The 12,281-nt window shown below is 51.1% G+C and carries 12 protein-coding genes; 1 reads left to right on the top strand and 11 read right to left on the bottom strand.

Annotation, left to right across the window (positions count from 1 at the left end; translation table 11 throughout):
• Positions 1-2: 2 nt before the first annotated feature.
• Positions 3-911 carry an alpha/beta hydrolase gene (locus IPI86_RS21155; RefSeq protein WP_345300010.1) on the top strand — a complete coding sequence of 303 codons (909 nt, stop codon included), beginning with the start codon at positions 3-5 and terminating at the stop codon, positions 909-911.
• Here IPI86_RS21155 and rdgB read toward each other — a convergent pair.
• From rdgB to IPI86_RS21100, 11 genes are all read right to left on the bottom strand, one after another.
• Positions 908-1,504 (bottom strand): RdgB/HAM1 family non-canonical purine NTP pyrophosphatase, encoded by a 597-nt coding sequence (rdgB, locus tag IPI86_RS21150; RefSeq protein WP_345300009.1) that lies wholly within the window; start codon positions 1,502-1,504, stop codon positions 908-910. The genes IPI86_RS21155 and rdgB overlap by 4 nt on opposite strands.
• Before the next feature lie 23 nt (positions 1,505-1,527).
• Positions 1,528-2,553 carry a tRNA epoxyqueuosine(34) reductase QueG gene (gene queG, locus IPI86_RS21145; protein ID WP_345300008.1) on the bottom strand — a complete coding sequence of 342 codons (1,026 nt, stop codon included), beginning with the start codon at positions 2,551-2,553 and terminating at the stop codon, positions 1,528-1,530.
• 48 nt (positions 2,554-2,601) lie between these two features.
• Positions 2,602-3,222: an NBR1-Ig-like domain-containing protein gene (locus IPI86_RS21140; protein ID WP_345300007.1), complete on the bottom strand. Its 621-nt coding sequence runs from the start codon at positions 3,220-3,222 to the stop codon at positions 2,602-2,604.
• A 25-nt stretch (positions 3,223-3,247) separates the two neighbouring features.
• Positions 3,248-3,949, bottom strand: a complete 702-nt coding sequence (locus IPI86_RS21135) for an NBR1-Ig-like domain-containing protein (protein ID WP_345300006.1) — start codon at positions 3,947-3,949, stop codon at positions 3,248-3,250.
• A 186-nt stretch (positions 3,950-4,135) separates the two neighbouring features.
• Positions 4,136-5,371, bottom strand: a complete 1,236-nt coding sequence (locus tag IPI86_RS21130; RefSeq protein ID WP_345300005.1) for an NBR1-Ig-like domain-containing protein — start codon at positions 5,369-5,371, stop codon at positions 4,136-4,138.
• Positions 5,372-5,492: 121 nt separating this feature from the next.
• A complete protein-coding gene (locus IPI86_RS21125) occupies positions 5,493-6,452 on the bottom strand; it encodes an NBR1-Ig-like domain-containing protein (RefSeq protein WP_345300004.1) in 960 nt (319 codons plus the stop codon).
• A gap of 84 nt (positions 6,453-6,536) precedes the next feature.
• Positions 6,537-7,505 carry an NBR1-Ig-like domain-containing protein gene (locus IPI86_RS21120; RefSeq protein WP_345300003.1) on the bottom strand — a complete coding sequence of 323 codons (969 nt, stop codon included), beginning with the start codon at positions 7,503-7,505 and terminating at the stop codon, positions 6,537-6,539.
• A 239-nt stretch (positions 7,506-7,744) separates the two neighbouring features.
• Positions 7,745-8,290, bottom strand: a complete 546-nt coding sequence (locus IPI86_RS21115) for a hypothetical protein (RefSeq protein ID WP_345300002.1) — start codon at positions 8,288-8,290, stop codon at positions 7,745-7,747.
• A 142-nt stretch (positions 8,291-8,432) separates the two neighbouring features.
• A complete protein-coding gene (locus tag IPI86_RS21110) occupies positions 8,433-9,968 on the bottom strand; it encodes an ABC transporter ATP-binding protein (protein WP_345300001.1) in 1,536 nt (511 codons plus the stop codon).
• A gap of 9 nt (positions 9,969-9,977) precedes the next feature.
• Positions 9,978-11,090 (bottom strand): ABC transporter permease, encoded by a 1,113-nt coding sequence (locus IPI86_RS21105; protein WP_345300000.1) that lies wholly within the window; start codon positions 11,088-11,090, stop codon positions 9,978-9,980.
• A gap of 8 nt (positions 11,091-11,098) precedes the next feature.
• Positions 11,099-12,226, bottom strand: a complete 1,128-nt coding sequence (locus IPI86_RS21100; protein WP_345299999.1) for an ABC transporter permease — start codon at positions 12,224-12,226, stop codon at positions 11,099-11,101.
• Between the last annotated feature and the right edge of the window lie 55 nt (positions 12,227-12,281).

Here is a 12,281-nt window from a genome sequence, read left to right as displayed (position 1 = left end):
ACATGCCTACCGCAGCAAATCTATATTACTTTGCCCACGAGGCAGAAGAAGATACTCCTACAAAACGCCCGCCCGTAATCCTCATTCATGGAGCGGGCGGTAATCATTTATCGTGGCCGCCGCAGGTTCGCCGCATGGTGGATGAAAAGGTGTATTCGCTCGACCTGCCCGGGCACGGAAAATCCGAGGGGAACGGCAGACAATCCATCGATGATTATGTTGATGATGTGCTTGCATTCATGCAGGCATTGAAACTTCGCACTGCTGTCTTTGTGGGCGTTTCCATGGGCGGCGCCATCGCGCTCGCGATCGCAGCAAAATATCCGCGAAAAGTACGCGGACTGGGTCTGCTGGGCAGCGGCTCGAAAATGCGCGTGGCCTCCCTCATTTTGGAAACAGTAGGAAGCCCCAATACATTCGAATCCGCGGTCGAATTGATCAATGAAAGCTGTTTTAGTGCAGATGCCCCGCAAAACTTGAAAGACCTCTCAAAACGTCAAATGCTCGATGTGCGCCCGCCCGTGCTGCTCGGCGATTTTCTTGCCTGCAATGAATTTGACGTAACCAGCCAGTTGAAAAAGATCCGCGTCCCCACCCTAATCATTTGCGGTGTGGAAGACAGGATGATGCCCGTAAAATATTCCGAGCTGCTGCAGGAAAACATGCCCAACGCCACGCTTCACATTGTGGAAAACGCAGGGCATCTCGTCATGGCTGAGCAGCCCGATATCGTGGCAGATCTGCTAAAAAAATTCGTCGATTCAATACCCATCCGCACGAGGAAGACGAAAAAAGACCGCGTCGAACTTAACGTTGAAGTTGATCCTGCCCAAGAGACAGAATCAACATTTCAAGCAGATTCTACCAATTCACCAGAGACGAACAGCACCGAACAGAGATCGGTCAGTTAAAAAAATATTTCTCTCAAAATAGGCATTGCATTCATCACCGCCCTGGCCCGATGGCTGAGGCGGTTTTTTTCTTCCATTTCCAACTCAGACATGGTCTTACCCAGTTCAGGCATGAAGAAAATGGGATCATAGCCAAAGCCGCCTGTGCCGCGTTCCTCGGGGATGATCTCACCGTAGCAATCGCCATCGGCGATTTTCACATCCTCGCCAGGAACCGCGATGGCAATCGTGGCATGGAAGTGCGCTGTCCACGGGCGCGATTTGTCTTTTAGATTTTCAACCATGTACGCACGGCGATCTGCATCGTCTGCGCCGGGCTTGGGATGATAGCGCGCGGAATACAAACCTGGTGCGCCGTCGAGTGCATCTACTTCAAGACCCGAGTCATCGGCGAGGGAGATCAGTCCGCTGGCTTGGGCGAAAGCGATGGCTTTCTTCGAGGCGTTCTCAATGTAGGTCGCGCCATCTTCCTCCACATCGAGATTCAGGTTGATATCGGCAGGAGTGACAAGTTCAACATCCAATTCTTTGAGAAGTTCCTGAAGCTCTTTTACTTTGCCTTTATTATTTGTCGCGATAAGAAGTTTTTTCATTTCATTTTCCAGGAGTGCGGACTTCAATCCGCATTTATTTTTTGGACAGCCCATTTCGCATGTTCGCGGATCATCGGTTCTTCGTCTTGAGCGGCTTGTTCTAAAACAGGAAGGTCATTTTCATTGCCGTTGTTTCCAACAGCAACAGCCAGGTTGCGGAGATAACCACGTCGCTTGGCACGCTTTATAGGACTCTTCTTGAAGCGCTGATTAAATTCAACGGATGTCAGAAGCAGGTCAGAGGTCAAGACAGGAAGCGGGATTTTCGATTCGAAAGCGGGATCTGCCGGGGGTGAGAATCGATTCCATGGGCAGGCTTGTTGACAGGCGTCACATCCGAAAATCCAATCCTGCATAAGCGGACGTAATTCTTCGGGGATGTCGTCTTTGAGTTCGATGGTGAGGTAGGAGATGCAGCGGCGCGCGTCGAGGGTGCGATTGGGGAGGATGCATTGCGTGGGGCAGGCTTCGAGGCAGCGCGTGCAGGTGCCGCAGTGATCGGTGATGAGGGCGTCATCGGGTTCGAGTTCGATGCCGAGCAGGATTTCAGCGAGAAAAAATGCGGAGCCCATCTTTGGGTTGATGAGCATGGAGTTTTTGCCGATCCAGCCGAGGCCTGCGCGTTGGGCAAGTTCGCGTTCGAGAATGGGACCTGTATCGGTGTAATAACGATTGGGGACGGGATGACCGATTTGCTCTTCAATGAATTCCACGATCTGTTGCAGGCGCGGGGGGATGATATCGTGGTAGTCATCGCCGAGGGCGTAGGAGGAAATGCGAAGGGTTGAAGGTTGAAGGTTGAAGGTTACAGGTTGGTATGGCAAGGCGAGGACGAGAATGGATTTACATTCGGGGAGAATTTGTTTGGGGTCCGCGCGGCGGATGCGATTGCGTTCTTCGGCGAGGTAGTTCATTGTGCCGTGTTTGCCCGCATTGATCCATTCTTCGAAAATACCGTAGTCCATAGGTGACTCGCAAGAAGTAACGCCAGCCAGGATGAATCCCAGCTGGCGCGCTTTGTCTTTAATGGCTTGCTTGAGGTCGGACAAGTTGATTTTGAGAAATGGTGTGCTGATTTACCAGATTATGTGGACGCACTAACGATATTTACGAAAATCTTTAAGAATGGCTTTGCCAAAGGTAACGCCCTTGGAGTTTGCCATTTGCCATGCGCTGGTGTATTCGCCGATCTGATCGGGGGCTTTGAAATTGACAGACACTTCCACTTCCTGACCCACTTCAACCAGGCCGATGGGAACGGGCACGCCGCCCATCTTATCACCATAGGCATAAACGAGGCCATAGCCATCACCCCAGGCACAGATGCCTGTGTTCTTGATCTTCCAGGTTTTGACAAATTCCTGTCCTGGCGTCATGGCGGTGCCATCCAAAATGGTGACATCCACTGTGGCGGCGTCAAAGGAATAGTCATCGCAGGCTGGGCCCGCAGGAGTGCCAAGCGCGATCTGGGTCGGGTCGGTTGAAAATGCGATGGTTGGAGTTTCAGTGGGTGGAGGTTCAGCGGTGAATGTCGCTGTGGGAGGCATCGGGGTGGGTGTGAACGCGGCGGCTGTAAGAGTGAACTCCGCAACTACTGTAAATGCCGCAGAGGTGCGAATGGCAAGCACATCGGGCGTCGGCACAACGGGAGTGGCAGGTGCACAAGCAGCCAGGATCAGCGTGGTAATTACTGCAAAAATGACAAATCTAACTTTCATGGTTCCTCTCTTGATTATCTGCCGACTATTTAATGACGTATTTAACCCATACCATGGAGCCGAAGTAATTACCTTCGTCATCTCTCATTTTCCAGGTACCGATATATTCACCAGGCGCGTTATTGGTGACCAGCTTCAAGACAAACGAAATGTTGGCGCCCGTTTTGACGTAATCTTCAGCTTTTTTGATGACAATATCGGAACCTTTGAAACCCGGTGTGGAAAAATCGGGGAGGAAGGCAAAGGTGTACCCCTCATCCCATACACAAGTACCAGTGTTCAAAAATTGAAAGACTTTTTCGAAAGCCTTCCCGCGCTGCAATACGTCACCGTCAAAAGGCTCACTCTCCTTGACCAAAATCCCGTCATTGCAGCCGTTCTTGGTTGTGATAGTTGCAAAAACGGATACAGTTGGCACAGGGGAGGCCAGAGGAGTGATCCCCAAAACAGGCTGCTGGGTGTTAAAGGGAATGGGAGTGGCACCACCACCGCCAACCGACGCAAACGTGGCAGGTGCCGAAAGTGTGTTTGTTGGCAGGAGGGTATTGGTCGGCAAAGGAGTCGGGGAACTTTGCGCCGCAACCTGGGTCAAAACAGTATTAAATGCCTGTGTCTGTACCGCGCCCAGATCCTGCGTGGGGACCGGAGTGGCTCCCAGATTACAGGAACTGAGGATCATGGCAAGCATGGAAAAGACCGCCAGCCAAAAAAATTTACGAACTCTCATTATAGGTACCTCCGAACATAGTTAACTCAAACTGCTGCCTGTATTCTCTGCTCTGGTCTTACCAGGTTTTCTTAACACAAAGCCGTCAATCCGCCAGTTTTTAATAGCGTCTATGCGCCCTCGCGTTAAATTTCCTGTGAATCTTGTTAGACAGCAACTCGATTAGTTAACTTTATTATAACGCACCTACGGCGTGGGCGTGCTGGTGGGCGTTGCGGTGGGTGTGGGGGTCGGTGTGAAGGTCAGCGTGGGCGCCGCTGTGGGTCCGGGCGTCCCCTGCCGCAGGATAAACGGATGCAGCCAGATCGCATAATCCTGATTCTGTCCGCCGTTGGCAGTGACCACGAGGATGAGCTTCACTGAATCACCGGCCAGTGAACTCAGGTCAAAATCAATGGGGTAAGAATTGCCCTCATACACTTCATTCCAGTGGAATAGATTTTTTACCGTCCCGTTCTTCTTGTAATCGAGGCGAAATACAACATCACATTTCTTCGCTTCGTATTGACAGCCCACAATCGTGCGGAAGTGATCCCCTGCTTGAATCGTGAAGGCTGGGTACTCTCCGCTGACCTCGCCATGCCGCACATCCTGCGGCACAGTGAGCAGGCTGGGGTTATTCTCGGTCACACCGTTTTCCATCACAAGGGAATCCAGCCTTAGAACATAACCGTTGGGGTCGCTCACCTTGCCGGGGCACGGAAGAGCAACGTCTTCATTTCGCCAATCGGCCTCACAAAAATGTTCCACAAAACTATAAGCCATGTAGGAGGCTCCGGGCACTCTGATCTCAACCCAAAATGCCTTCTCCGCTTTATCGCCGATCCCAAAATTTACGCCATTCGTGTTGCGAAGTTTCCAATAGCCAAGATACTCCCCTTCTTCACTGGGAGCGGTCAGCTTTACAGTAATATCAATCGAAGCGCCAGGGCTTACAGATCTTGCGAGCGTCGAAACGGCTGGGCCGCTCATTGGATAACCGCCAGCGAAAACAAGCGAGTAGGATGTCGTCCATGTGCAAGTGCCGACATTCTTAATGCGCCAGGTCTTCTCGAAAGTGGTGTTACGCGTTACGGGCGTACCATCCGGGTAGGTCATATCTTTGACGAATTCCGCCGCGTCACATATAGACGTTGGAACTGGTGGGTCATAAACGGGGCGATTCGTCGCTGTAGCAACAGGAAACCCAGTTGGAGGCGGACCCGGGCTATACGTGGGCAGGGGCAGGCCCGGGGTGGCTGTCGGCAAGAGCACTGCCGGTTGTGTAGGATCAGCTTCAAGGGTCAGGGCAGACGCGGTATACAGTTCATTCAAAGTGGCAAATGTATCAGGCGTCGCAGTGCTGTTTGCAAAATTACAGGCCAGTTGAACGGCCGTCAAAATTGCAACAAAGAGAAAAACAGGTGTTTTTTTCGTAAACATGACACTTCTCCGGAAGATGGGTTCCCAGTAACAAGGACGCCTGACAAATGCGTTTGGTTCCGTCTAGAAAAGAAGCCAGCTTGCGCTGGCTTCCATTTGCTCAAGAGGGAATTCGATGAAATTACGAACTTCCACACAAATAGGTGAATTCCGCATGTGGATATTCCTGCTGAACCGGATCCACGATCACGATGGCCATCCATTTTGTGCCCGGGGTACTTCCGAGATGGAGTTTCCATTCGCGGGATATGGTCAACGTGCCAGCAGCATCCATTTTCAATATTTTCGGATTGGAGTTGTTGTTATCGCTTTGCATCCAATAGTAGCTGAATTCGATCGGGCCGTTGCTAGTGAATGTGGCATACACAATGTGATTCACATTCGCAGGGCATCCCGTGGCAGGATCGCGTACAACATTGTATTCAACAGAGGTAATGGCAAACCCCGGGTTGGCAGAGGATGAGACAACGATCTCCGTATAGAACGGCGCGCTGTACTCCCCCACACCAAACTCAACGCCGTCCGGCGTTTGGAGCATCCATCTGGATGTGTAGGTTGCATCGGCTTGCGGGGCGATAAACAAAAGGGAGATGGGCACAATTTGCCCAGGATCCACCGCCTGGGGTAGGTTGTAGACATAGGCGCCGCCCAAGACATCGTCGCCGCGGAAGACGATCTTGTAGCTGGTATCCCATGAACAGGGACTCGTGTTCTTGATCTCCCAGGTCTTGGTAAAAGCCTGACCAGGTTTGAAGATCGTTCCATCCGGAATGTTCTCGCTGATGAGGCTTGCCTGGGCGCATTCAGATACCGATGGGTTGCGGGTTCGCGTGGGGGAAGCGACCGGGGCAAGCGGTGTAAGGGTGGGCGCAAATAACAGGGGGGTCGATGTGAAAACAGGAAGTTCGGGAGTGGGAGTACCTTCGCTGATGTTAAGTGCAGCAACAGTCTGCGCCACAGCGGTCTGCATGCCACTGGTGTCTTGCGTGCTTTCCGGTGTTGCTCCGCTGCCACAGGCTGTTAGGAGTAAAGAGGAGACAGCAATTGAGGTGAATAGTATATATCTGATTTTTTTGAACATTTTTTTCCTTTCGCGCTGATAATTATACTGTTAAACAGAAGCGCCCGGTTTTCCCGGGCGCGTTCCATTTTATATCGAAACTCGTTACGGACAGGTAAACGTGGCGCGCCCAAATTGCTTTTGGTTCGGCGAATCGATGTAAACATCGACCCAGGCGCTGCTGCCCGGCTTATTAAAGGTCATGGGAATGCTTGGGCTGGTCTGCGTGCCCGCTGAATTGAAGCTCAGGGTGGCTGGATAAGGATCCGCAGACCCGTCGCTGAACACCCGATGCAGGGTAACTGTACCCGGTCCACTCGTTGTAACGCTGAATGTGTAATTGAAATTCGGGCATGAGCCCGTCACATTGAAGAGAACACTGGTGACGGTAAATACAAAGGGAGTGGAAGTGATGGTAGCCGTGGGTGTAATCGTGGCTGTGGCACTCGGCGACCCGGTAGTTGTATTCTGGACTTTAATATCCACATAGAAGGATTTACCTTGATATCCGCTGACGACAGGGACAAGGACATTTCCATTCGTCGTGATGCGCCAATAGCCTTTATAAGTGCCGGTCGTGGTCGGGGCAGTGAGATTGACTTCAAGATCAATTTCCTGCCCGGGGCCAACAGTGCTGATCGGCTTGGAAGCAGGGCCACCCATCGAGTCGCCGCTGTCAAAGACCAATGAAAAACCTGTCCAGGTGCATGAGCCGATGTTCTTGATGCGCCATTTTTTGACGAATGCCTGGCCAGGGGTCACTGCTGTACCATCCGGGAAGGTCACATCTGTTATAAATTGAGCGACATTACAATTGGAGGTGGCCGTCGCCGCTGAAGTGCTGGTGATGATGGGCAGGGGAATCGGTGTAAGAGTAGCAGTCACAAGCGGGGGAGCTACAGTAAAAGTCGGTGTTCTGATAACAATTGCGGAAGTCGCGCTTAACAAAGCCTCAACAGTTTGTGCGGCAGAAGTACTTGCAATATCTTCAACATTGTTCGAGGGCAGGTTGCATGCGCTTAAAAACAAGGTGAAGATAATCAGCAGGTGAAATAAGCGGATTTTTTTCTTCATGATCTTCTCTCCTTTGAATTCGTGATATTGTACCGCAGTCAAGTTCCAGCATATTTATATCAATTCGGGTATGACGGCTTGAATATGTTCATTGACTCAGCGGACCATTTGCTTTAACGCCCATTCGCATTTATTTGTTCCCAGAATAAAATTTAATTTGAGTATCTTTTCCAGTCAAAGATTACAACAAAACAGCGCAAAATCGAGTGATTTTGCGCTGTTGCATATGCGAATTAGTTTTATTGACCTTGAACCTGCAGAATGTTCACTTCACCATTCAACGGGTAATAGGCAATCAGGATCTTATTGTTGCCGTGAGTAAAAAGGGCCACGGTACAGAGATACCCTTTCTGGGTTGTAACTTCCTCGGTCTTCTCAAGAACCCAGCCATTGTTTTTTGCCTGCTGGTCATAATAGGCTAGGACAGTTTCCCAGGTGGTTGTGGCAGGCACAGCAGTTATCAATTGAAGATCGCCGCTAATCCCCGATTGTTCGCGAAGAATGGCAACAAAGTAATTGACATCATCCTTCGGTTCAGATTCGCCCGGCATCGGAGGGAACATAAAACCATCCATCTCATCCGCGACGCCTGCATCGGCGGGATCTGCAGGGACATCCACCGCTGCGCCGGGATCGGCGGGCGCACCAGAATCAGCTGGAGCACCCGCATCGACAGGGGCGCCCGAATCCACCGGGCTTTCTGTGGCAGCAGCATTTCCGCCGCCGCAAGCTGATATGCTGACAGCCAGCATAACAACGATCAGTATATACATGTATTTCTTCATTTTTTTATCTCCTTAATATTTGGAACATTACAAAACCGCTTCCCTGCCAGACCAGCCGAAAGGATCTTGATAAGTCAAATTGACATCCAAGCCTGTTCTCAGCCAGAAATACAGGGAAGTGATATTTTACAACAATATGGATTTATGCTTGTGCAGCTTCCACGTGGGCGCCAGCCATCCACAAGCCAAGTTGTTCGCGGGTGGCCTTCTTCGAATCCACCACAGCCACGATCTGGCCGCGATACATGACAGCGATGCGGTCAGAAAGCGCCATGACCTCGTCCAGTTCAGCGGAAATGAGCAGGACCGCCACACCACGATCACGCATCTTGATGATCTCGCTGTGGATGTACTCAATAGAACCGACGTCCAAACCACGGGTGGGCTGGTTCGCGATAACAAGCTTTACATTGTGGCGACTCAATTCACGTGCCACGATCACCTTTTGCTGGTTGCCGCCGGAGAGTTTCCCGGCGTTCACGAACGGAGAAGGTGTACGAACATCGAATGCATCAATCAGTTTGCGCGCGTTTTCATCAAGCGCCTTTTGTTGAATAACGCCGCGACTGCTAAAGGGCGGACGATAATAATCACAGAGGGCCATGTTGTCGGCGACACTATAGGACAGAACAAGTCCGTGGCGCTGGCGATCTTCCGGAATGTGGGCCAAGCCTGCCTCAGTCATGACCCGCGGCGATTTGCCGGTCAGGTCGATCCCATCCATGGTTACTTTTCCGCCGGTCGGGGCACGCAGGCCGGTCAAGGCTTCTGAAAGTTCGGTCTGGCCATTGCCTTGAACACCGGCAATTCCAAGTACTTCGCCGCCGCGTACTGTAAAGGAAACATTGTGAACCGTTTCCAAGTCGCGTTGGTCGCGCGCAGAAAGGCCTTCCACTTTAAGGATATCACCGCTGGCAGCGTGATCCTTCTTTTCAACGGTGAGGATCACCTGGCGACCTACCATCATATTAGCCAATTGTGCTTCGTTCGTCTCCGAAGGCTGAACCGTGTTGATCACACGACCTGCGCGCATGACTGTAATGCGGTCTGCCACGGCGAGGACTTCCTTGAGTTTGTGAGTGATAAAAATAATGGATACACCGCGTGCTGTCAGGTCACGCATAATACGGAAAAGGTCTTCCGCTTCCTGCGGAGTGAGAACGGCGGTTGGTTCATCGAGAATAACGATCTCTGCATTGCGATAGAGCGTTTTGACGATTTCAACACGCTGTTGCAAACCAACAGGTAGGTCACCAACCAGTGCATTCGGGTCTACATCAAGACCATACTGTTTGGATATTTCGTTAATTTTTGCAGCAACCGTAACACGGTCCAGTGAGCCTCGTTTGGTTACTTCATCGCCAAGCATGACATTTTCCGCCACGGTAAAGACGGGGATGAGCATGAAGTGTTGATGCACCATGCCAATGCCAGCCGCGATGGAGTCATTGGGAGATTTGATCTCAATCGGCTTTCCGTTGACGAAAATCTCGCCTTTGTCCGGGAGATGCAAACCATAGATCAGATTCATCAATGTGCTTTTCCCAGCACCGTTCTCTCCTAATAGGGCGTGGATCTCACCTTTGCGCAGGTCAAAATTGACATTGTCACTGGCGAGCACACCAGGGAATTGCTTGGTAATATTTTTTGCTTCCAGGACGATATTTGCTTCTGTCATGTCCGCCTCCTATTTCTCGTACGGAACGCCATCAGCAGCAGGCGGCGTGGTCTTGCCGATAATGCCCGTCAGGATGAACATGGTGAGAATATACGGTGTAAGCCCAACAATATAGGATTCCTGCAGGAACGACCATTGTGGAGGAATGACATCGCGGAAGATCTGCATATTGATGAGAAGTGCCTGAGATGCACCGAAGACCAGCGAAGCCGCCCATGCGCCGATGGGAGTCCAGTTTCCGAAGATCATCGCTGCCAGTGAAATAAAACCGCGTCCATTTGTAAGCAGAGGCTCAAAAGACGGGACTGATTCGATCGTAAAGTACGCACCAGCCAACCCGGCGAACATGCCGCCGATCAGAACGTTTGCGTAGCGCATCTTGATCACATTGATGCCCACTGTATCAGCCGCTTTGGGGTGTTCACCCACCGCGCGGGTGCGCAATCCCCAACGCGTATTGAACAACACATAGTGAGAGAAGAACACCAGCAGAATGGCGCTGATGGCAATCGGCTTTTGATCGAACACACGATTGATCGCCGCCAGGTTTTCGAGGCAGGAAGCAGATGTTCCGCAAACGGATGTAAAAATCTCTGTGAGTGGAACGTGAATGGTGGGTAAAACTCCCGGGGAGCTTGGCACACTGCCTTTAAATACACTGGTTGCCCCGAAAAACAATTGACGATTCAAAAAACCTGTTAAACCAACAGCCAGAATATTGATGACCGTTCCGCCGATGATCTGATCCACTTTGAAGGTGATGGAGAGGGCTGCATGAAGCAATGCCATCAGCATACCAGTGAGTATTGCGAACATCACGCCGAGCACAATGCTGATCGAAGGCGGAATCTTGAAAATATGATACATGTAAATGGCGCCCAACCAGCCGAAGAAAGCAGAGGTCAGCATCATACCTTCGATGCCGATATTAACCACCCCAGCCCGTTCGCAATAGACACCGGAAAGAGCGCCCAGAGCCAACGGTGTGGCGACTGCAATGGTGGTGGCCAGCATACTGGTGATGATCAACACAGGCGGTTGTTTCACCTGTCCGATCATGACGACTGTGCCAAAAAGAACAACGATGATCAAGGCAATAAAGCCAAAACGTTTCCAGTCCATTTTTTCTCCTAGCCTCCCCAGCCCCGGGTAAGTACGACGCGTTCACCTTTGGATTTGATGCGATAGATATACCGTACGATCGCATCCGCTGCAACAAAAAGCAGAATGAACGCCTGGATCATGGAAATCAGGTCCACTGGCATTTGGGTAAGGAACTGCATGCGTGTCGCCCCATTGCGCATTGCCGCAAAAAGGAAGGCTGATAGTACAACCCCCAAAGGATGTGACTTTCCAAGCAGGGCAATGGCGATGGCATCATAGCCATACCCGATCGAAAAGCCAAGTTCATGACGGTAATTCAAGCCGGTCACTTCAATTGTGCCTGCAAGGCCAGCCAGCATACCGGAAAGCGCCATGGTAAGGATGATAATTCGCTTGACATTAATACCGGCATATTTCGCAGCATCCGGGTTCAAGCCCACGGTGCGGATCTGAAAACCCACGGTCGTTTTATTAAGTAACCACCAAATCCCAAACGCAACCAGCAAAGCAAGAATGAATCCCCAGTGCACACGCAGCCCATCGAAGATCGGAGGGATCCGCGCACTATCCGCGATCAACGGTGTACGCGCGATCACGTTGGTTGGGCTTCTATCCTTCATCACGCCGTTCAATAAAAAGGATGTGGTATTGAGTGCAATGTAGTTCATCATGATGGTATTGATGACTTCATGCCCGCCCGTATACGCTTTTAACCATCCGACAATGGCCGCCCAAAGGCCGCCCATCAATACACCAAAAAGGACCGCCAATGGAAGATGAATAATCGCAGGCAGATCGTAGCCAAGCCATTCAGGCAGGGCGTAACCGATCAATGACGAGGCAACTGCACCAACCGCCAGCTGACCTTCAGCGCCAATATTGAACAACCCGCCTTTGAAAGCCAGCGCAACAGCCAAGCCTGCAAAGATATATGGAGTCGCCCAAACAGCGGTTTCACTTAATGCCTTCGTTGAGCCAAATGAACCTTCGATCAACCCCCGGTAGGCTAATATGGGATTTCCGCCTACAAATGCGATAATCACGCCGCCAACAACTACCGCTGTCAGAATCGCCAAAAATGGGACCAGGCTGTTATCTGAAATCGTCTGCAATATTTGTTTTATCAGCGAATTTGATTGCTTTTCTTCTTGCATCCTTCGCTCCAGTGGAACTGTGAATTGTAGGACAATTATATCAAACAAGCCGCCT

This window comes from Candidatus Villigracilis affinis (assembly GCF_016705895.1).
Lineage (GTDB): Bacteria > Chloroflexota > Anaerolineae > Anaerolineales > Villigracilaceae > Villigracilis > Villigracilis affinis.
This window is presented reverse-complemented; position numbering and strand designations above follow the sequence as displayed.